The sequence below is a fragment of the Mycetocola lacteus genome (genome assembly GCF_003667575.1).
Lineage (GTDB): Bacteria > Actinomycetota > Actinomycetes > Actinomycetales > Microbacteriaceae > Mycetocola > Mycetocola lacteus.
Genome location: NZ_RCUY01000016.1, coordinates 58,478 through 78,897, shown reverse-complemented (window position 1 = coordinate 78,897; position 20,420 = coordinate 58,478). Strand labels below are relative to the sequence as shown.

The window sequence follows — 20,420 nt, the reverse complement described above, 5'->3', positions numbered from 1 at the left end:
CACAGGCGGCGGCCGGAGTATCCCTCCGGCCGCCGCCGACGCATTCCCGCGAACACCACCCCGGTGCGCTAGCGTGTGTGACACAGGTTTGTGACGTAGCACGGGAGAGGACACCATGACCGATACCGGCATCCCCTGGCACCTCGTGGACACCCGCGAACAGATTCGAATCCCCACCGCGGCCGACGACAAGTATCGCCGCGGCGTGCTCGGCATCCGGACCGGATCGGTCCGCTATCCCGGCGCCGCCATACTCGGGGTTGAAGCCGCCCTACACACCGGGGTGGGGATGGTGCGCTATGTGGGTCCAGACTCGGTGGGGCACGCGGTTTTGGCTCGGCGTCCCGAGGCGGTGCTGGGCGCAGGGCGCGTGCAGGCGCTGCTGATCGGGTCGGGGATGGAACAGCTGGATCCCGAGGGAGCCGATGCGCATGCCCTCGCCGAAGCGGTGGAGGCCGGGATCCCAAGCATCCTGGATGCCGGGGCAATCGGGCTGGTCGCCCATCATCCCGGGGCCCGGATCCTGCTCACCCCGCACGCCGGCGAACTCGCCGGACTGTTCCTGGACCATCCGGATGAGCGACGCCATGAGGGCATCCCCACCACCCAGGCGGGCCTGCGCTCCTGGATCGAGGCTCATCCCGAACTCGCCGCCAGCTGCGCCGCCGAACGCTGGGGTGTCAGCGTCCTCCTCAAGGGGGCGCACACGGTGGCGGCCGCTCCCGGCGAGGCGGCGCTCATCCTCCCCGCGGCCACACCCTGGCTTGCCAGTGCGGGCACGGGGGATGTTCTGGCCGGGGCCATCGGGGCGCTTGCGGCTTCGGCTGGCACTCACTCCTCGCTGGCGCGGATCGCCGCGGCCGGGGCCCACCTGCACACCCTCGCCGCCGAACGCGCCTCGGCGGGCGGTCCGCTCCTTGCGCTCGAGCTCGCTCACGCGCTGGCCCCTACCGTTGCCGACGTGCTCCGCGGTTGATAGGCGCCGTTCGCTCCTACTCGGAGTCGCGAATGCGCCGGGCGAAGCTCGCCACCCGTTCGGCCAGCACGCCGATTCGACGCTCGCGTTCGGCATCCCGATCAAAGCCCACATAGGCCAGGGTCGGCAGCGCTCGCACGTTGCGATTGCACTCGAAGCTCTCGCACACCAGGGTTCCCACGGTGTTACCCGCGCGTCCGGCCTTGCCGCCGCGGCGGGCGGAGAAGAACACAACCTCGTTGGGCAGGTGCACGTCCTCACACCAGGCGCACTGCGGCCGAGTGCGCGTGCGCGCCTCGGTCTGGCGCAGCAATACGCCTACGGGTTCGCCATCCACCTCGGCGATCATGAATCCCAGGGTCGGCGATTTGGGGTCCCGCCAGCCGAGGTAGGTCAGTGCCGCCCAGTCGATCTGGTCGAGCTCGGCGGGCAGAGCGATGGCCTTACGCTCGCTCTGGCTGGTGTTGACGAATGCGGCTCGGATATCCCGTTCACTCAGCGGCTGCATGATTTCCATTCCTTCAATAGTTGTGGGTGATGTTCCGGTGAATCCGGGCGTTCCTCTCGTGGGAACCTCGCCAGTCTACACCCTTTAGACCGATGGATCCAGGTCGGGGTCTTGTATCACGCAGCTTGGGCACATAGAGTGCCAGGACACGGGCAATGCGGCTCCTGTATTCGCCTCATCGCCCCCGGTTCGAGAGAAGTGGAGTACCCCCGTTGATACACACCGATATTCCAACCCAGGCCGAGATTGTCACCCTCGCCACCGCACGTGAACCCGGCAGCATCTCACTCTTCATGCGAACGAGCCCGGTTCCCGCCCAAAACGAATCCGCGCCGGTCGAGTTTGAAAATCTCGCCAAGGCCGCCCTCGAGCAGCTACGCGCCACGCATTCCGGCGCTGAGGGGCGCGAGCTCCTGGCCGGACTCACCGAGCAGATCAATGATCTGCTCGGTGATGCTTTTTTCTGGCGGCACCTCTCACACAGCATCGCCGCCTACATCACCCCCACCTCGCTGCGCACCTACCGACTGCCCAACCACCTGGCTAATGCGGTGGAAATCTCCGACCGCTTCCATCTGAAGCCGCTGCTGCGCGCGGTCACCTTCCCGCACACGGCATTTGTCCTCGCCCTGTCACAAAACTCGGCCCGGCTGATCGAGGTCACCGCGGATGCTCCCGCCCATGTCCTCGATGTTCCCAACCTTCCCACCGACGCCATCGACGCGCTGGCGGTGCCCTCGATCTCGGGACGCTCCCCCAACGGCAAGATCGAGGGGTCGGAGGGCAAAAAGGTTCGGCTCCGACAGTATGCCCGGGCCGTGGATAAGGCGCTGCGCCCGTTCCTGACCGGACGCAACACCCCGCTGATCCTCGCCGCCACCGAACCCCTGCTGGGTATCTATCCCTCGGTCAACAGCTATCCCGCCCTCAGCCGCGAGGTCATCGAGGGCAACCCGGACACGCTGACCCCCGCCGACCTCGACGCGCGGGTGCGCCCTATCCTCGATCGCTACTACGCCGAGCGAGTGGCGGCCGAACGGGAACGCTTCGACGCGCTGGTCTCGGCGGATCGCACCTCCACCGAGATCGACACGATCGCACGCGCCGCGACCTTCGGGGCCGTGGAAACCCTCGTGGTCGACATCGACTACATCCTGCCCGGGACCGTAGACGAGGAATCGGGTGCCGTGGTCCTGGATCGCGGAGACTCTCCAGATGCCTACGGTGTGATCGACGAGGTGGTGCGTCGGGCGCTGCTCAGCGGCGGCCGAGTCTGGGCCGTACGGGCCGCGGACATGCCGGATAACACCGGGGTTGCGGCGATCCTCCGGTTCGCCCCGGCCGCCTAACTCTCGCACACCAAAATGCGGGCGGCTTCCCGAGGGAGGCCGCCCGCATTATCGTGCGTTTAGGAGCACTGCGGATCCGAGGACGGAACCTTTCCGGTGATGAAGAAGTCATCCACGGTGGTGTTAATGCACTGACTGCCCTTGTTATAGGCGGTGTGCCCCTCACCCTTATAGGTCACCAGGTGCCCCTTATCCAGCTGCTTCGCGAGCGACTGCGCCCACGCATACGGGGTGGCCGGGTCGTTCGTGGTACCGATGACCAGGATGTCCGGCGAACCCGGCGCATGGATCGGACCACGCTCGGCACCGTCGGGATACGGCCAGTTAGCACACAGGACATCGCCGTAGCTCATGTACTTTCCAAAGATCGGTGCACGCGCCTCGATCTTCGCCGCCTCCTGCTCCATGACCGCAGGGTCATCGTTTGAGGGATAGTCGCGGCAGTTATACGCGTTGAATGCGTCGTTGGAGTTGGAGGTGTACTTTCCTGAGGCGTCGCGGTCGAAGTACATGTCCGCAAGGTAGAGTGCATAGTCTGCGTCCCCGGCCATGACCGAGGTGAACAGGTCGCTCAGGGCGCTCCAGTTATTCGGTGAGTACAGCGGGAAGATGATCGCGGTCATCAGCGTCGAGGAACCCACCTTGCGGCCGTCCTTCCCCGTCAGCGGGCTGGCATCCACCGATTCGAGCAGGTTCGAGATCGTGGTCATCGCCGATTCCACATCCCCACGGAACGGACACTTCGAGCCGGTCAGGCAGTCCGCCAGGTAGGCGCGCAGCGCACTCTCAAAGCCCGCGGCCTGGGTGGCCGACACCTCGGTGCTGCTCACGGCCGGGTCGATGGCCCCATCCAGCACGAGTCGGCCGGTGTTCTTCGGATACAGCTGCGCATAGGTGGCCCCGAGAAAGGTGCCGTAGGAATATCCCAGATAGTTGAGTTTGGGATCCCCCACCAGCGAGCGGATCAGATCCATATCGCGGGCCGAGTTGACCGTGGTGACGAACTCCAGCTCCGCACCGGTGTTCTTCTTACACGCCTCACCATAGTCGCGGGCCTGGGTGCGGGCGGCCTCGAGCCAGCCATCCTGCCCGGGACGCGGCTGAGTCGTGTCAAACAGGAATTTGTCGGTGTCCTGATCCGAGAGGCACTTCACCGGGGAGGACTTGCCCACTCCGCGCGGATCGAAACCGATCACGTCAAAGCGCGACTGCAGGGTTTTATCCACGGCAAAATCGAGACTGTCCTTGACCAGCTCCACGCCCGATCCACCGGGACCGCCGGGGTTCACCAACAGCGACCCGATCCGGTCCGAACCGCTGGCCGCCGCGCGCACCAGGCTCAGGGTCAAATCACCGGCACCGGGATCCTCCCAGTTCATCGGGGTCTTGATATCGGCGCAGGTCAGTTTGGACCCACACGCACGCCAGCTCACCTCCTGCCCGTAGAACGGACGCAGGTTCTCGGCCACCTCGGTCGCGGGCAGCGGGCTGGGTGCGCTCTGGCCGGCCGGGCTCGGTAGGAACGCGGTGACACAGCCGGTGAGGGTCAGCCCGGCGGAAACCACCAGGGCAAGCGCGCCCAGTACACGGCGGCGGGTTTGGTTGGGTTGAGGCACGAGACTCCTTGGGTTGTCCGTTCCGGGCGGCACGGATGGTTAGCGGATCGCGGTCACAAGCATGGCTTCAAGGGCGAGTGTGGGGGTGATGTTGGCACCGATACGCTCACGCGCCTCCCGGATGGCCTCCATCGTCTGCAGCGTTGTCTCCGGGGTGGAGGACTGCGCCACCTCACGGATTTCGCGGACCAGTTCGGTGTTGATCAGCCCCTCGACCCGGCCGAGCTGTTGCATCAGCAGGTCACGATAGAGCGAGAGCAGGTCGGTGAGGATTCTATCGACGCCGTCGATCAGGCCGCGCTTGGCCCGTCGTTTCTGGTCGTTTTCGAGGTCGCGAAGTGGTGCCCGCAGCGCCGGCGGGATCGTGCCTCCCGGTTCAACACCGAGTGAGCGCAGCACACGCTCGCGCTCCTGCTCGTCCCGTTCTCCGGTGTAGGCCTTAGCATCGGCACCGGCGATATCCACCAGCCGCTGCGCCATCACCACGGCATCGGACACGTCGCGAATGTCCAGGACCGAGCGCAGGGTATCTTCGCGTCGTGCGCGCGCATCCGCGTCGGTGGCGAGACGGCGGGCCATGCCGATGTGGCTCTGGGCCAGGCGTGCGCTCTGCTCGGCCAGGTCGCGATCGATGCCGTCGCGGGTGTGCAGTAGCTCGGCGATATCGGCCACCGAGGGTGTGCGCAGCCGGACCGAGCGGACGCGGGAGCGGATGGTGGGCAGCAGGTCGGCCTCGCTGGGTGCGCAAAGGATCCACACGGTTTCCGCGGGCGGTTCCTCGAGTGCCTTGAGCAGGGTGTTGGAGGTGCGCTCGATCATCCGGTCGGCGTCCTCTACGATGACCACGCGATAGCGGGAAATCGAGGGTGCATAGTAGGAGCGCCGCACGGTTTCGCGCACGTCCTCGATCTTGATGGTCATCGCGGTGGTGGACAGCGCGGTGAGATCCGGGTGGCTGCGCGCGGTGACCTGCGCGATCGTGTCCGGGTCGCCGTCCACGTGGGTACTCAGCAGCGCGGTCGCGAAGGCATAGGCGAGGTTGGAGCGTCCCGATCCTGGAGGTCCGGTGATCAGCCAGGCATGGGTCATGGTGTTGCCACCGTCCGCAGTTCCCCCGGCGGCCGCGCGCAGGGTCGCTACCGCTTCGGGTTGCCCCACAATTTCATCCCACACCGACATGTTCCCAGCCTACCGGGCCGAGGCCGAACGTGGGCTGCGCGGGCATGTCCGCGCGTGTATGCCTGCCATCGAGGTACGGAGCGGGGATCGGCCTCGGCCGCCCCGCATCCGGACAAGCGAAGGTTGGTTAGGCAGCCAGCAGGGCCGAAACTCGCTCACGAATTCGGGTGGCAAGGTCCTCAATCGACAGCGTCGCGTCCAAGACCAGGAACCGTTCGGGTTCGGCCGCCGCGAGTTCAAGAAACACCGTGCGCACGCGTCCGTGGAACGCACTCTTTTCGGCTTCGAGCCGGTCGAAGCGGGTGCGAGCGCTGTCGAGGCGTTCACGGGCGCTGTCCGGATCGAGGTCCAGCAGGATGGTCAGGTTGGGCCAGAGGTCCCCACTTGCCCACACCGAGAGCGCGCGTACCTCGTCGACACCGAGTGCGCGACCGGCACCCTGGTAGGCGAGGGACGAGTCGATATAGCGGTCCTGCAGGACGATCTCGCCACGTTCCAGCGCGGGCCGAATCTTGGTGTCGATGTGCTGTGCACGGTCGGCCGCGTAGAGCAACGCCTCGGCACGGGAGGAAATCTCCCCCCGGTGGTGCAGCACAATCTCGCGCAGCTGCTCGCCCACCTCGGTGCCGCCGGGCTCGCGTGAGCGCAGGGTGGTCTCCCCACGCTCACGCAGCCACGCATCAAGCAGCTCGGCCTGGGTGGTTTTCCCGCTTCCGTCCCCACCCTCGAAGGTGATGAACAGTCCTCGGGATGCCACTAGGCCTCCGTGTCCGCTGCGGCTGCCGCGGCGGTCGACTTAGCGGTGGTCGACTTAGCGGTGGTTGACTTGGCGGTAGTCGACTTAGCGGTAGTCGACTTAGCCGCAGTCGATTTTGCCGCGGTGGACTTTGCTGCGGTGGACTTTGCCGCGGTGGACTTTGCCGCCGTGGTCTTGGCAGCGGTGGTCTTCGCAGTGGTCGACTTGGCCGCGGTTGTCTTGGCAGCGGCGGTTTTTGTTGTGGCCGCCTTGGTGGTGGCAGCCTTCTTCGCCGGAGCCTTCTTCGCCGGTGCCTTCTTTGCGGGGGCCTTCTTCGCCGCGGTCTTGCGCGGGGTTGCCGGACCCTTCGCACGCTTGAGTGCGAGCAGCTCGACCGCGCGTTCGAATGTGATCTCCTCGACCGATTCGGCCTTGGGAATGGTCGCGTTGGTTGTGCCATCGGTCACATACGGACCGAAACGGCCATCCTTGACCTTGATCGGCTTTCCGCTTTCGGGGTCCTCGGCGAACTCCTTGAGCGCACTGGATGCTCGACGCGCGCCGTACTTGGGCTGCGCATAGATTTCCAGGGCACCGGCCAGGTCGATGTCGAAGATCTGATCCTCGGAGGTCAGCGAACGGGTTTCGCTTCCCTTCTTCATGTACGGTCCGAACCGGCCGTTCTGAGCGAGAATCTCCTCACCGCTTTCGGGATCGGTACCGATGACCCGGGGAAGATCCAGCAGTTGAAGTGCGGTGGCCAGGTCGATCGTGTCCAGCGACATGCTCTTGAACAGCGACGCGGTACGCGGCTTGGGGGCTGCGGCGGCCTTTTTGGTGCTCTTCTTGGGGGCTTCAACGACCTCGCCGGTCGCCGGGTTCACCTCGGGCTCGGGTTCGGGATCAACCTCGCTCACATACGGACCGAAACGGCCGTCCTTGGCAACGATTTCCTTGCCATTTTCGGGATTCACACCCACGATGCGATCGGTGAGCACCGGCGCATCAATCAGCTCCTGTGCCTTCTCGGCGGTGAGCTCGTCGGGGGCCAGATCCTCGGGGATGTTCACTCGACGCGGGGTGGCCTCGGGATCGGCACCCTCCTCGCGCACCTCGAGGTACGGACCGTAGCGGCCAATACGCAGCGTGATGTTGTCGGTGAGGTGGATCGAGTTGATCTCACGCGCATCAATTTCGCCGAGGTTGTCGATGACCTGACGCAGACCCTCACGGCTGTCGCCACCGAAGTAGAACGACTTCAGCCAGTCGGTGCGGTCCTGCTCACCGGCGGCAATGCGGTCGAGGTCGCCCTCCATCGAGGCGGTGAAGTCGTATTCCACCAGGCTGCCAAAGTGGTCTTCCAACAGTCGGATCACCGAGAAGGCGATCCAGGTGGGGATGAGTGCCTGACCACGCTGACTCACATAACCGCGATCCATGATCGTGGCGATGGTCTGTGCGTAGGTTGAGGGACGCCCGATGCCCAGCTCTTCCAGCGTCTTCACGAGGCTCGCCTCGGTAAAGCGCGGCGGCGGAGTCGTTTCGTGCCCCTTGGCTTCGACCTCTTCCAAGGCCACGGTCTGGCCCTCGGTCAGCTGCGGAAGCTTCGCTTCCTTGGCGGCGGCGTCGCCCCCGCGCTGCTCGTCCTGACCCTCTTCGTATGCCTGGAGGAAACCGCGGAAGGTGATGACGGTTCCACTCGCGGTGAACTCGGCTTCCTGGCCCTCGACGGTGGCCGCCAGGGTCACGGTCGCGGTCTGCCCCTTGGCATCGGCCATCTGCGATGCCACGGTGCGCTTCCAGATCAGCTCGTACAGGCGGAAGTCATTTCCGCTGAGCGAGGACTTGAGCGACGCGGGAGTCCGGAAGTGATCTCCCGAGGGACGGATCGCCTCGTGGGCCTCCTGGGCGTTCTTCGACTTGCCCGAGTACAGGCGGGGCTTGTCCGGGATGCTGTCGGCACCATACAGGCTGGTCGCCTGATCGCGGGCGGCGTTGATCGCCTGCGAGCTCAGCGACGGCGAGTCGGTACGCATATAGGTGATGTACCCGTTTTCGTACAGCGACTGTGCCACGCTCATGGTCTGACGTGCGGAGAAGCGCAGCTTACGTGCGGCCTCCTGCTGCAGGGTCGACGTGGTGAACGGCGCAGCCGGACGACGCGAATACGGCTTGGTTTCCAGCTTGGACACCCGGGTGATGGTCTCCGGTGCCTGGAGCGCGTCGGCAAGCTTGGCGGCACTGGCGGCATCGAGCTGGCGGGCGCTACCGGTCAGGACACCACGATCGGAGAAATCGCGACCGCTGGCGATGCGCTCACCGTCGAGGCGAACCAGTCGCGCCTCGAACCGGGTGGGGTCTTCGGCAGCGGCAACCTGGACGGCGATGTCCCAGTAGTCGGCGGAGACAAACGCGCGACGTTCTTTCTCTCGCTCGACAATCAGGCGGGTGGCCGCGGACTGCACTCGACCGGCGGACAGGCTCGGGCCCACCTTGCGCCACAGCACCGGCGACACCTCATAGCCGTAAATGCGGTCCAGGATACGTCGGGTTTCCTGCGCGTCCACGAGTGCAACATCGAGATCACGGGTGTTGTCCTTGGCCGCCAGAATGGCGTCCTTGGTGATTTCGTGGAACACCATGCGGCGTACCGGAACCTTGGGCTTGAGGACCTGCAGCAGGTGCCAGGCGATGGCCTCTCCCTCGCGGTCCTCATCAGTTGCGAGCAGGAGCTCGTCGGCATCCTTCAGCGCACGCTTGAGGTCGGCGACGGTCTTCTTCTTGGTATCGGACACCACGTAGTAGGGTTCGAAGCCGTTGTCGACGTCCACGGCAAACTTGCCCATGCCGCCCTTTTTGAGCTCGGCAGGCAGGTTTTTGGGTTCGGCAAGGTCTCGGATGTGGCCTACCGAGCTCAAGACTTCATAACCGTCTCCGAGATACCCGGCGATCGACTTCATCTTGGTCGGCGACTCTACGATGACCAGCTTTTTCGTGTTGGACACCCGGCTCCTTTCGTCAGGCACACCATACACACCTAGACCGTGTGCGGGCCGTATTGGCACTTGATGGAACACCCCTATGATCCTCCTATTTATACATGAGTGTGTTGAGGCGGCGAATTTCGGAGGGTTCCACGACGGCTAACGTCACCGAGATTGTTGCCATTCCCCCACCGCGTTGGAAGCGTTCTGGCGTGTTGCCCATCCCGCCGGGATTCCGCGTGTTCCCGGGCGTGCGAGCGGATCGAGAAGACAGGCAATCCGATCCATACCTCTTATATAGGGTGTTCGCCGACGGCACGTGTCCGGTTTCTTTAATCCCGTGTGTCGTCCGTGAGAAAACCCGCGAATGCAACACTCCGCACCGTCACCCCGGCAACCTGCCGTGTCACCGTGACACGAAGATCGGCCTCCCCCACCCGGCAACCGCTCAGCGTGACTCCGTTGGCCTCGGCAACGCGCCGCGCGGCATCGCAGGGGTCCCCAGAAGCCAAACCGGCGAGGACCCGTGCACCCGATAGGGCGACCGAATCTGCCAGTGCCCGTACCTCCGCCCGCGTCTCCAGAGAGAGCGCAGAGGGAATGGACACACTCGCACACAGCAGGATCATGCAGAACAGGGCAAGCCCCAGCACGGTGCCCGAACCTCGCTCGGACCGGACGGCGCGCACCCACCCGAGGCTCGCTACTCCTCGCGGAGGGTGCATACCCGGGCCTCCAATCGCAGCGGGAGAAAACGCCCCACCACACCGCTCACCGGAATCCCCGCCGTTGCACACACCAGGTTTTCCTGCCCCGCGAGGGACACCGCCACTCCGGGAAGGAGCGTGTGCGCCTGCGCCGCGATACTCTCCTCAGGGTCTCCGCGTGCGAAGGATCGGGCCGACTGCCCCGCCACGTCCCAGAGTCGCCCGCGAGTGGTGCCGGCAGCAAGCACCCCCAGGGACAGCGCGAGGAGCACCAGTACCGCCGGCATCACAAGCGCGAACTCGGCGCTGATACTCCCCCGCTCACCGCGCAGGCGGCGCTTCGCCGAGGGACGGCGGTCGGGCACAGGCTGGCGATCAGGCATGGATGGAGGCTCGCCCGCCAGAGGCGAGGCCCCCTCGTGCGTTGTGGGAGACACACGGTTGTGCGCGAGCATGAGCTAGCTCGGAATCTGGAGCGCCGCGCGGACCAGATTCGTCAAAAGCTCACGGACCTCGCCGCTGCGAATGATCACCACCAAGAGCCCGGCAAAGGCCACGGCGGCCATGGTGGTGATTGCATACTCGGCGGTCACCGCGCCGGTCTCATCGACCAGAGATCGACGAAAACCGGTACGGAGCCGGTGCCACCCCCGCACCGGGTGTTCTGGTGGGGACCCGAGCCCCGGCACACGGTGGCCGGTGTGTATCGGTGGATGAATGGGCGCCTGAACAGATGGGGCATATGCAGCGGGGTGGGTGTTCATGATGGTTCCTCTCGGTTGATTGATTCCAGTCTTGTGCGGGCCGCCCAGGAGCGGGAAAAGACGAATCAATCGGTGGAGAACACCGTCAAAAAGCCAGGCTGTGGAGGAATCTTTTGGGCGCGTTGACCGCGCCTTATTCACTTTCGACAGGGTGCCATGACAGGGGCCGAGAAGAGCATGACGGATTAGCGGGTGCTCGTGGAATCCACCCCGGTGGGGGCGGGTGCTGCGCCCCGCCAGGTCGAGCGCCGGTAGAGGGGAAGCCCCACAAGCGCCGCCAGCACCAGCACACCGCACGCGAAGGCGGGTAGGGCCGAGTAGCCAAAGGCCTGCGCCAGGAACGAGGGCACGAGCGCGCCCAGGACCGCTCCCAGTGCGATGATTCCGTTCAGCAGCCCCATCGCCGAGCCCTCGGGCCCCGGGTAAATCTTCACCACCATGAGGGTCGCGGCAACAACCTCAAACGAGTAGGCGGTCGCCGCGACAACCAGGGCGGCCGACCCGATCACCGCCTTACCGGGGACATCTCCCATCGCGGCGATCGCCATCGATCCAAACGCGATGATGCTCGCACCGACCCCCAGCAGAAGTACCGCGCCCGGTCCCGTCTTATTGGCAACGGTCCCCGCAAGCGGATAGCAGAGGGTGCCCAGCGCGGCACCGATCAGGAAAAGGATCGACGACATCGAGGGGGTAACGGCAAACGCGTCCCGCATGACCAGGGGAACAACGTTGAAGAATGTCTGGACACCCATCATCGTCAGCAGCCAGGTGAGCAGAAACACCCCGATCTTTCCGCGCACCAGTGCGGCCACGCCACTCGTGCGGGTGGATGGCTGCGCGGGGGCGGCGGGTTTCAGCCGGGGCAGTTGAGCCCTCCCCAGGAAAAAGCCCGTGGCGAGCAGCACCGCCGAGAGGATCCACCCGAACCGCAACTGGGTGGCGGCGAGCGCGGCGATGATGAGGCCCACAACCTGCCCCACCCCGTAGGCGAGCCGGAACCAGCTCAACCGGTTATTCCACTCCTTCATCGGCCGCGCCTCGACAATGAAGAGGCCGGCCACGGTTCCCGCCAGGGAACCGGCCCCGCCGAAGATCAGCGCCAGGGGCACCCAGATCCAGACATTGGACGCGAATGCGAACCCGATCATGGCCAGCGCCATAACCGGGAAAGACCACAGGAAAACGCCGCGCTGGAGTCCCTTACGATCGGCTAGCGATCCCAAAACCGGAGCCAAGAGCCCACCCGCATAAAAGGCTGCCACGACCACACCGACGAGGGTCGCGCCGTTTTTACCCCCGTCTTCCACGCTCAGCGGGATAAAGATCGGTGCAACCCCGAGCATCATCATGCCCACGAGTGCATAGGCCACATACCAGGGTTGCGTCCACTTCATGACTCACACCCTATGGGTGCGGCCATAACGTGTCTATGCGTTGTCTCCGATTGGTAAAAGTTGGGCCCAAATCCGCGAAATATCAGCCCCGGACGAGGGGCAGTAGAGCGCCGGGGCCGCTCCCGGTGGGGTCAGGTGATCACGGTACCGAGGCTGTCGTGGAGCAGGGTAAGCATCATTGGGGCCACACCCAGACAGAAGAATGCGGGCAGTGCTCCCGCTCCGAGGGGAATCAGCAATCGGGTGCCCAGACGGTTCACCCCGCGGAGGAGATCGGACGAGCGACGATCACGCAGAGACTGAGCCTCGGCTCGCAGCAGGGCGTGAGCGGCGATCCCGACCCTCCCCGCGAGACTCAGTGTCTCGTGCAGCGAGCGGAGAGCGTCCGCGGGGACGGGGAGCCCGCAGCGAGTCAGCGCACGCTCCGCGCATTCCCGTGCAGACACCGGGCTCAGGCCGGCGGCTAGGCCAGTTGCCGTGAGTTCGAAGATCACATCGGGTTCGGGCGGGACGCGCAGTGCGCGTCGAATCAGTGACCCGATCCACACTGCGGTGATCGCGCTGAGGCCAACCCCGAACCCCAACAGAACCTGACCGGGTGCCGTTCCGGTGAGGGTATCGAGAAGCGAGAATCCCAGGGCCTCACCAAACAGGGTCGAAATCACGGGTAGCCAACACACCAGCCTTGCGCTTGAGCGAGGCCCCGCGGCTTCGGCCGCACAGGCGCGCCCCAGTCGGGCACGCGCCCGGAGGGCCGCCGCAAGCTCGCGTACTCCCTCGGCAAGCGGTGCGCCGGTCTGAGCGGATACCGACCATGTGGCGGCCAGGTGAGCCCAGGGGAGGGAGGTATCGACGCCGGAATCTGGACGGGCCGCGCGCCGAAGTTTGCGCCCACGGTGCCCCGTGCTCCCCGTTCGCTCGCCGCCGCTGTCCCCACCTCCACCTCCACTTCCCCTTTCCCTTTCCCTTCCACGGGCAGGGTGTCCCCGGTTCCCCACCGCCAGGAGGGCGGAGGCCGGGTCCTGGCCCATGTCCAGCGCTCGCTGTACCGCCCGTAGGGCCGAGGGGTGCCCGCGTCGGAGCCCGGCCATACCAGAGCTCTCGGCCCCCCTCGTCCGAAAGACCGCCGCAAACCCAGAGCGGCGTGCGGTGCCTCCGTTCGACGCATCCGAGTGCGGCACGGGTGCCCGGGTGACCACCGAGGCCCAGGCGACGGCAGGAGTGAGCCCCGCCCCCAGGAGCGCGGCTAGTCGCTCCAGGTCTGCAGCACAGGCGTCGTGATACTCGGGACGATCGTTTCGCCCCCGTGCGTGCGCCCAGGAGCTTCGCGACGTTATCGATGAACGCTCGCTCATCGGGCCGCGCTCCACACCGTCACGGTACGCAGCATGCCGGATGGTCCGCGTTCAAGGTGGCCAATGGCCTCCAACCCTCGCGGACGGTCTCCGCGCAGGTGCAAGACGAAATCCAGAGCGCTGACCGCCTGGCTGGCCAGGGCGGCCGGGGAAAGCCCGGCCAACGCACCCAACGCCTCCAATCGCGCCGGGACATCGCCGAGAGAATTGGCATGAATCGTGCCCGCTCCCCCATCGTGACCGGTGTTCAGCGCGGAGAAGAGGTCTTGAATCTCCGCCCCACGGCACTCCCCCAGGATCAGGCGATCCGGCCGCATCCGCAGAGCCTCACGCACCAGACTGCGCAATCCGAGGTGTCCGACTCCCTCGATATTGGCCTGACGTGCCTGCAGCGAAATGAATTGCCGGCGGTGCACCCCCAACTCGGCCACGTCTTCCACCGCGATGACCCGTTCGGTCTCGGGCGCCGCATCGATCAGGGCGGCCAGCAGGGTCGTTTTACCCGACCCCGTGGGCCCGCTGATCAGGATGTTCCGGCGCTCACGCAGCAGATCGATGATGAGTGGCGATGCATCCTGTGTGCCGTCGGGGCCAAAGAACCCCGCCCCGGCCAACCCGTCCAGGGAGATCGGGTTCAGTGCGGGCACCCGCACGCTGAGTTGAGTGCCGTGGGGTGCCACGGGCGGGAGCACCGCGTGGACACGCACACCCCCGGGGAGCCGGACATCCACGCAGGGTGTCACCTCGTCGATGTGGCGTCCGCCGAGCGCGATGAGCCGAACGGCCAGGGCACGCACCTCGGCCTCCGGATGGACGTCGTGATCCGCGGGTTCTAGACCTCCGCCCCGGTCATACCAGGCCCCGGCCTCCGCGGACAGAAAGATATCGCTGACCCCGGCGCGCAGGAGTGGGGTGGCCAGCGTTCCGAAATGCCGAGCAAGGCCCACGCGCTGGTCCAGCGCCCGCGCCTCCTGCTCGAGGATGGGCGAGGGCGGGCGGCTCGAAACTTCGCTGAGTGCTGTCATGCCACGAGCGTAGGTTTGACGAAGCCAGGAGTCGCCGGGCGCTCGAGTTCTGTGGATTACTCGCTACAGCCATCCGAGCTGTGGACAACTGCCCAGCGGCGGCAAGACGCGGAAAAACCCGCCGGAAAAATAAAAGGGCGGCATCCATTGGGGGGAATGGATGCCGCCGCAAGCGACACTGGATTGGGGGGAATCCGTTGTGCGCTGCACGCTCGAAATAAGAATTTCGGCCTGGATTTAGTGTACGCCCTCGACGTCGATTTGACGACCCCTGTCCACCAAGTGGATGACACCAGTTCGGGGGACACGAGGGGCACTCCCGCATGATTCCGCGGAACGTAACCGAATCCACATCAAAAAAACTTTTTGATGGATTCTGCGGACACGTTCTGAGCACCCGTTTTTTCGGAGTACGCTGTGTGTGCATGGCCCACATCGAGGTGGGAACACGTCATCGCAAAGGAGCGATTTAGCCGTCATGAATGCCCAGATTGATAATCTGCTCACCGAAACCCGTCGATTCGAGCCCACTCCGGAGTTTGTCGCGCAGGCAAATGCAGATGAGACGCTCTACGCTCGCGCTCAGGCAGACAGGTTGGGGTTCTGGGCGGATCAGGCACGCGAGCTGATCAGTTGGCAGCGCCCCTTCACCTCGGTGCTGAACTGGGAAAACCCGCCGTTTGCCAAGTGGTTCGAGGATGGCACGCTCAACGTGGCCTACAACTGCCTGGACCGGCACGTGGAGGCGGGCAATGGCGATCGGATCGCGCTCTACTGGGAGGGCGAGCCCGGCGATACCCGGGCGATTTCCTATGCCGAGCTGACCGATGAGGTTAAGCGCGCGGCAAATGTCCTCACCGATCTCGGCGTCCGTGCCGGCGACCGGGTGGCCATCTATCTGCCGATGATTCCCGAAGCCATCGTCTCGATGCTCGCGGTGGCCCGCCTGGGCGCCGTGCACTCGGTCATCTTCGGCGGCTTCAGCGCCGACAGCATTCGTGCCCGCGTGGACGACGCGGCGGCGACCCTGATCATCACCGCCGATGGAGGCTATCGCAAGGGCAAGGTCTCACCGCTCAAGCCCGCCGTGGACGCGGCTCTGGAGGCCCGCGGCGACCTTCCCACGCAGCAAACCGTCCGCAATGTCCTTGTGGTGGGCCGCGGCGGCAATCAGATCGAGTGGACCGAGGGCCGGGACCACTGGTGGCATGAGCGCGTCCCGGCGGCATCCAGCGTGCACGAGCCCGAGGCGTTCCCCGCGGAAAACCCGCTGTTCATCCTCTACACCTCGGGGACCACGGGTGCACCCAAGGGCATCCTGCACACCTCGGGTGGGTACCTGACCCAGGCCGCGTATACCCACCGCAATGTTTTTGATATCCACCCCGAAACCGACGTGTACTGGTGCACCGCGGATGTGGGCTGGATCACCGGACACACCTACGTGACCTATGGACCGCTCGCCAACGGCGCAACCCAGGTGCTCTATGAGGGAACCCCCGACTCCCCCAATCCCGGACGCTGGTGGGAGCTGATCGAAAAGTATCGCGTCAGCGTGTTTTACACCGCCCCCACCGCGATCCGAGCCGCGATGAAGCTCGGTCGGAAGATCCCCAAGCGCTCGGATCTGTCCAGCATCCGCCTGCTGGGATCGGTGGGTGAGCCCATCAACCCCGAGGCCTGGATGTGGTACCGCAAGGTCATCGGCGGCAAGACCGCCCCGATCGTGGATACCTGGTGGCAGACCGAAACCGGTGCGATCATGATTTCGGCCCTCCCGGGCGTCACGGTCACCAAGCCCGGCAGCGCTCAGGTTCCCCTCCCCGGTATCGAGGTTTCGGTACTTGAGGAAAACGGGACCCCGGTCCCGCCGGGAAGCGGCGGCCTGCTGGCCATCACCGAACCCTGGCCCAGCATGCTGCGCGGCATCTGGGGCGACCCGGATCGATTCCGGGAGACCTACTGGAGCACGTTCCCCAACGCCTACTTCGCCGGCGATGGCGCACGCCTGGATGCCGACGGTGACGTCTGGCTGCTCGGGCGTGTGGACGATGTGATGAACGTGTCCGGACACCGGCTCTCCACCGCCGAAATCGAGTCGGCACTGGTGGCACACCCGTTTGTCGCCGAATCTGCCGTGGTGGGGGCAACCGATGAGACCACCGGTCAGGCGGTGGTGGCGTTTGTGATCCTCAAGGAGAGCCAGGCCGAGGAAACTGCGGACCACGCGGCGGTGTCGGCGGCACTAAAGTCACACGTGTCCACGCTCATCGGCCCGATCGCTCGTCCCCGCGACATCTTTGTGGTGGCCGAGCTGCCCAAAACCCGTTCGGGTAAGATCATGCGCCGCCTGCTGCGCGACCTGGCCGAGGGGCGTGAGGTGGGTGACACCACCACGCTCGCCGATACCACGGTCATGCGGATCATCTCGGCGGACGTGGCCGCCCGCTAGCGCCGCGTATCTAATATCCACTTCGCCCCAAAACGAGTGGCACTCGGCCCCGAGGTCGAGTGCCACTCGTCTGGTGTGTGGGGAACTACTCGAAAGCCACCACGATCTCGACCTCAACCGGGGCATTCAGCGGCAGTACCGCAACACCAACAGCGGCCCGAGCATGCTGCCCGCGCTCACCGAAGATCTCGCCAATCAGGGTCGAGGCTCCGTTGATCACGGCGGGCTGGCCAAAGAATTCGGGGTCCGAGGCGACGAAGCCGTTGATCTTGACGATCCGGGTGATCCGATCCAGCGAACCGATCTGCGCCTGCACGGCTGCCAGCGCGTTGAGCACCGCAATGCCGGCATACTCGGCAGCGATCTCGGGGCTGACCAGCCCATCTCCTTCGCCCACCTTGCCCGTCTCGGGCAGTGCGCCGGAGACAAACGGCAGCTGTCCCGAGGTGAATACGAGGTTTCCCTCGGTCACCGCGGGCACATAGGCAGCCACCGGAGCGGCGACCTCGGGCAGGCTCAGACCCAGTTCGGCGAAACGGTCGGCGATGGTGCTCATGCCTGTGCCCCCTCCTCGATCAGCGGACGCTTGAGGTAGGCAACCAGGCCACCCTCGGGTCCGTTCACCACCTGAACCAGCTCCCAGCCCTGCTTACCCCAGTTGTTGAGGATCGCGGCCGTGTTGTGGATCATGAGCGGCGTGGTGAGGTACTCCCAGCGATTCATGTTTCTCCTTAATAAGTATGAAGTTCGGGACCCGGATAGGGATTCTTTCAGCAATGTCGCTTAAACTGAATCCTATGCCTCAAGAAAAACGTACCGGTAGCGGTGTCCTGGGTAGCCTGATGGGCTTCATCGGTCTCAGCGTCGCCGCGGGGATCCTCGTGACCGCAGCGGTCACCCCCGCCCTCGCCGTGACCGGCATGTCCACCAAGGGTGCGATCAACGCATTCGATGGGCTCCCGGCTTTCCTGGACATTGATCCGCCGATGGAGCGTACAAACATCTACGCGACCGCCTCGGACGGCAGCCACCAGCTGCTGGCCACCTTCTACGACCAGAACCGCCAGCAGGTGGGCTGGGACGAAGTCTCCCAATACTTTAAGGACGCCGCGGTTTCCACCGAGGACCCGCGCTTCTACGATCACGGCGGCGTGGACCTGATCGGTACCACCCGTGCCGTTCTGTCAAACTTTGTGAAGTCATCCGGCACCCAGGGCGGATCCTCGATCACCCAGCAGTACGTGAAGAACGTGCTGGTGCAGAACGCTGAACAGATCACCAATAAGGAACAGCGTGACGCCGCCTATCAGGATGCGATCCGCCAGACCCCCGAACGTAAGCTGCGCGAAATGCGCTATTCGATCGGTGTGGAGCAGAAGTACACCAAGGACCAGATCCTGCTCGGGTACCTCAACATCGCCAACTTTGGTGGTGTCTCCTACGGTGTCGAGGCAGCCTCTCAGTACTACTTCGGTGTGTCCGCCAAGGATGTCAACATCCAGCAGGCTGCGACGCTGATCGCGACCATCAACGACCCCAACGGTCTGCGCATCGACCGCCCCGATAGCGAGAAGAATGGTGCGGCCAACGGCTACAAGCTGACCAAGGACCGCCGCGACTACGTCATCGACAAGATGCTCAAGGAGGGGAAGATCACCAAGGCTCAGCACGATGAGGCCGTGGCGAGCCCGATTGAGCCGAACCTCAAGCCGCCGAGCACCGGATGTCAGGCCGCCGGAAACGCCGGTTACTTCTGTAACTACGTGCAGAACATCATCCTGAACAGCCCCGAATTCGGTGCGACCCTGGATGACCGGCGTGCGACCCTGCGTCGCGGTGGCATGGACGTCTACACCTCCCTCGACCTCGACATCCAGAACGCCGCCCAGGCTGCGATGGATCGCTGGGTTCCCGAGGAGAAGCCGAACGTTGAGCTCGGTGCCGCTGCTTCGACCGTGCAGCCGGGTACCGGCCGCGTGCTGGCGATGGTCCAGAACAAGACCTTCTCCGAGGACCAGCAGGTGGGCCAGGCAAGCCGTTCGCACACCAGCATCAACTACAACACCGACTACAACTACGGTGGCTCCAACGGATTCCAGGTGGGTTCGCAGTACAAGGTCTTTGTGCTGCTGGACTGGCTGAAGTCCGGCAAGTCGCTCAACGACACCGTTGACGCCAGCCGACAGTCCTACACCCGGTGGACGGACAGCTGTGAACCCGGGGGTCGTATGACCACCGCGCCCTGGAACCCCCAGAACTACGACGGTAGCGGATCGGGCCGAATCACCCCTTATGAGGCGACCCGACGCTCGGTCAACACCGCGTTTGTGAACATGGCCAGCAAGCTGGACCTGTGCGACATCCGTAAGACCGCCGAGTCCCTCGGTGTCCACCGCGCAGACGGTGGCGAGCTCTCCAAGCTCCCCTCCTCGGTCCTCGGTGCGAACGAAATCGCCCCGCTGACCATGGCGAGTGCCTTCGCGGGTATTGCCGCACAGGGTAAGTTCTGCACCCCGGTTGCCATCGACAAGATCGTGGGCCCGGGCGGTAAGGACATGGCCGTGCCGAAGTCCAGCTGCGACCAGGCGGTAACCCCCGAGGTTGCCAACACCGCGGCCTACGCCATGCAGGCCGTGTTTGGTCCCGGTGGAACCGCCGCCAACGCGGTTGTCCCCGGTGCCCCGCAGTTCGGTAAGACCGGTACCGCGGATGACGCGTATGACACCTGGATCACCGGTGGAACCACCAAGGCCGTGACCTCGTTCTGGATCGGAAACGTGCAGGGTATGCCCGGCACCGGCCGCAAGTCCTCGATGTATAACGTGCAGGCAAACGGTACCAGCGCCTTCCAGGCAAAGTTCCGCGCGTTTGCCGGGATCACCACCGCGACCATCGGCAAGTTCGGTGGAGACGCCTTCCCGAAGCCGGATGCCTCGCTGACCAAGACCCAGCAGAGCCCGGTCCCGGATGTGAGCGGTCAGAGCGTCGCCGACGCCACCGCCGCGCTCACCGCCGCCGGATTCAACGTGCAGGTGGGTGACCCGGTTCTCTCGAGTGTGGCCGCGGGAATGGTGGCGGGTACCGACCCGGCCGCCGGCACCAACGTCACCTCGGGGAACACGATCACCATCCGCCCCAGTGACGGCACCGGGAAGAGTGTTCCGGATCTGTCGAACATGACCGGCGATCAGGCGAAGTCGGCCCTCCAGGGCATCGGCTTCACCAGCGTGGATCAGAAGTGTGTGGCCGACCCGACCGCGCCGCCCGGTGACGGTAAGGTGACCGCACAGATCCCCGCCGCCAATACGATGGTGAACCCGGCCAATACGCCGGCCTCCATCACCGTAACCAAGCAGAGCTGTTAGCAAGGAG

General features: G+C 65.0%; 17 protein-coding genes. 4 read left to right on the top strand and 13 right to left on the bottom strand.

Annotated elements, in window-relative coordinates; genetic code table 11:
* Positions 1–115: 115 nt before the first annotated feature.
* Complete coding sequence (locus D9V34_RS17030) at positions 116–976, top strand: ADP-dependent NAD(P)H-hydrate dehydratase (RefSeq protein WP_121689660.1); 861 nt, start codon at positions 116–118, stop codon at positions 974–976.
* 16 nt (positions 977–992) lie between these two features.
* On the opposite strand, the gene D9V34_RS17025 is transcribed toward D9V34_RS17030, so the two are convergent.
* Positions 993–1,484, bottom strand: coding sequence for an FBP domain-containing protein (locus tag D9V34_RS17025; protein WP_121689679.1), 492 nt, complete (start codon positions 1,482–1,484; stop codon positions 993–995).
* A 212-nt stretch (positions 1,485–1,696) separates the two neighbouring features.
* Here D9V34_RS17025 and D9V34_RS17020 point away from each other — a divergent pair, with 212 nt between their 5' ends.
* Positions 1,697–2,833, top strand: coding sequence for a baeRF11 domain-containing protein (locus tag D9V34_RS17020; RefSeq protein WP_121689659.1), 1,137 nt, complete (start codon positions 1,697–1,699; stop codon positions 2,831–2,833).
* A gap of 59 nt (positions 2,834–2,892) precedes the next feature.
* Here D9V34_RS17020 and D9V34_RS17015 read toward each other — a convergent pair whose 3' ends face one another.
* From D9V34_RS17015 to D9V34_RS16970, 10 genes are all read right to left on the bottom strand, one after another.
* Positions 2,893–4,449 (bottom strand): alpha/beta hydrolase, encoded by a 1,557-nt coding sequence (locus D9V34_RS17015; protein WP_121689658.1) that lies wholly within the window; start codon positions 4,447–4,449, stop codon positions 2,893–2,895.
* A gap of 39 nt (positions 4,450–4,488) precedes the next feature.
* On the bottom strand, positions 4,489–5,628 hold the full coding sequence (locus D9V34_RS17010) for a DNA polymerase III subunit delta' (protein WP_121689657.1): 1,140 nt from the start codon (positions 5,626–5,628) through the stop codon (positions 4,489–4,491).
* A gap of 127 nt (positions 5,629–5,755) precedes the next feature.
* Positions 5,756–6,385, bottom strand: coding sequence for a dTMP kinase (gene tmk, locus D9V34_RS17005; protein ID WP_121689656.1), 630 nt, complete (start codon positions 6,383–6,385; stop codon positions 5,756–5,758).
* Positions 6,385–9,369, bottom strand: a complete 2,985-nt coding sequence (topA, locus tag D9V34_RS17000) for a type I DNA topoisomerase (RefSeq protein WP_121689655.1) — start codon at positions 9,367–9,369, stop codon at positions 6,385–6,387. Before topA ends, tmk begins: the two co-directional genes overlap by 1 nt.
* Positions 9,370–9,680: 311 nt before the next feature.
* Positions 9,681–10,073 (bottom strand): Rv3654c family TadE-like protein, encoded by a 393-nt coding sequence (locus D9V34_RS18320; RefSeq protein ID WP_121689654.1) that lies wholly within the window; start codon positions 10,071–10,073, stop codon positions 9,681–9,683.
* A complete protein-coding gene (locus D9V34_RS16990) occupies positions 10,052–10,438 on the bottom strand; it encodes a TadE family type IV pilus minor pilin (protein WP_121689653.1) in 387 nt (128 codons plus the stop codon). Before D9V34_RS16990 ends, D9V34_RS18320 begins: the two co-directional genes overlap by 22 nt.
* Positions 10,439–10,513: 75 nt before the next feature.
* Entirely contained in the window at positions 10,514–10,711 is a 198-nt protein-coding gene (locus D9V34_RS18215; RefSeq protein ID WP_245992074.1) for a DUF4244 domain-containing protein, read from the bottom strand.
* Between the two features lie 293 nt (positions 10,712–11,004).
* Entirely contained in the window at positions 11,005–12,216 is a 1,212-nt protein-coding gene (locus tag D9V34_RS16980; RefSeq protein ID WP_121689651.1) for an MFS transporter, read from the bottom strand.
* 131 nt (positions 12,217–12,347) lie between these two features.
* Complete coding sequence (locus tag D9V34_RS16975; protein WP_121689650.1) at positions 12,348–12,881, bottom strand: hypothetical protein; 534 nt, start codon at positions 12,879–12,881, stop codon at positions 12,348–12,350.
* A gap of 686 nt (positions 12,882–13,567) precedes the next feature.
* Positions 13,568–14,596, bottom strand: coding sequence for a TadA family conjugal transfer-associated ATPase (locus tag D9V34_RS16970; protein WP_121689649.1), 1,029 nt, complete (start codon positions 14,594–14,596; stop codon positions 13,568–13,570).
* 478 nt (positions 14,597–15,074) lie between these two features.
* Between D9V34_RS16970 and acs the strand changes: the two genes are divergently transcribed.
* Positions 15,075–17,048 (top strand): acetate--CoA ligase, encoded by a 1,974-nt coding sequence (gene acs, locus D9V34_RS16965; protein WP_121689648.1) that lies wholly within the window; start codon positions 15,075–15,077, stop codon positions 17,046–17,048.
* Between the two features lie 85 nt (positions 17,049–17,133).
* Here the strand turns inward: acs and D9V34_RS16960 are convergent, their stop codons facing one another.
* Together D9V34_RS16960 and sp36 are read right to left on the bottom strand one after the other, a co-directional pair.
* Positions 17,134–17,604: a RidA family protein gene (locus D9V34_RS16960; protein ID WP_121689647.1), complete on the bottom strand. Its 471-nt coding sequence runs from the start codon at positions 17,602–17,604 to the stop codon at positions 17,134–17,136.
* Positions 17,601–17,771, bottom strand: a complete 171-nt coding sequence (gene sp36 / locus D9V34_RS16955) for a Sp36 family protein (RefSeq protein WP_121689646.1) — start codon at positions 17,769–17,771, stop codon at positions 17,601–17,603. Before sp36 ends, D9V34_RS16960 begins: the two co-directional genes overlap by 4 nt.
* A 74-nt stretch (positions 17,772–17,845) precedes the next feature.
* Here sp36 and D9V34_RS16950 point away from each other — a divergent pair, with 74 nt between their 5' ends.
* A complete protein-coding gene (locus D9V34_RS16950) occupies positions 17,846–20,413 on the top strand; it encodes a transglycosylase domain-containing protein (protein WP_183092026.1) in 2,568 nt (855 codons plus the stop codon).
* Positions 20,414–20,420 lie beyond the last annotated feature (7 nt).

Coding starts and splice junctions, on each gene's coding strand:
- D9V34_RS17030 (WP_121689660.1), top strand. CDS start 116: ATGACCGATACCGGCATCCCCTGGCACCTCGTGGACACCCGCGAACAG.
- D9V34_RS17025 (WP_121689679.1), bottom strand. CDS start 1,484: ATGCAGCCGCTGAGTGAACGGGATATCCGAGCCGCATTCGTCAACACC.
- D9V34_RS17010 (WP_121689657.1), bottom strand. CDS start 5,628: ATGTCGGTGTGGGATGAAATTGTGGGGCAACCCGAAGCGGTAGCGACC.
- D9V34_RS18320 (WP_121689654.1), bottom strand. CDS start 10,073: ATGCACCCTCCGCGAGGAGTAGCGAGCCTCGGGTGGGTGCGCGCCGTC.
- D9V34_RS16990 (WP_121689653.1), bottom strand. CDS start 10,438: ATGCCTGATCGCCAGCCTGTGCCCGACCGCCGTCCCTCGGCGAAGCGC.
- D9V34_RS16980 (WP_121689651.1), bottom strand. CDS start 12,216: ATGAAGTGGACGCAACCCTGGTATGTGGCCTATGCACTCGTGGGCATG.
- D9V34_RS16970 (WP_121689649.1), bottom strand. CDS start 14,596: ATGACAGCACTCAGCGAAGTTTCGAGCCGCCCGCCCTCGCCCATCCTC.
- acs (WP_121689648.1), top strand. CDS start 15,075: ATGAATGCCCAGATTGATAATCTGCTCACCGAAACCCGTCGATTCGAG.
- D9V34_RS16960 (WP_121689647.1), bottom strand. CDS start 17,604: ATGAGCACCATCGCCGACCGTTTCGCCGAACTGGGTCTGAGCCTGCCC.
- sp36 (WP_121689646.1), bottom strand. CDS start 17,771: ATGAATCGCTGGGAGTACCTCACCACGCCGCTCATGATCCACAACACG.
- D9V34_RS16950 (WP_183092026.1), top strand. CDS start 17,846: ATGCCTCAAGAAAAACGTACCGGTAGCGGTGTCCTGGGTAGCCTGATG.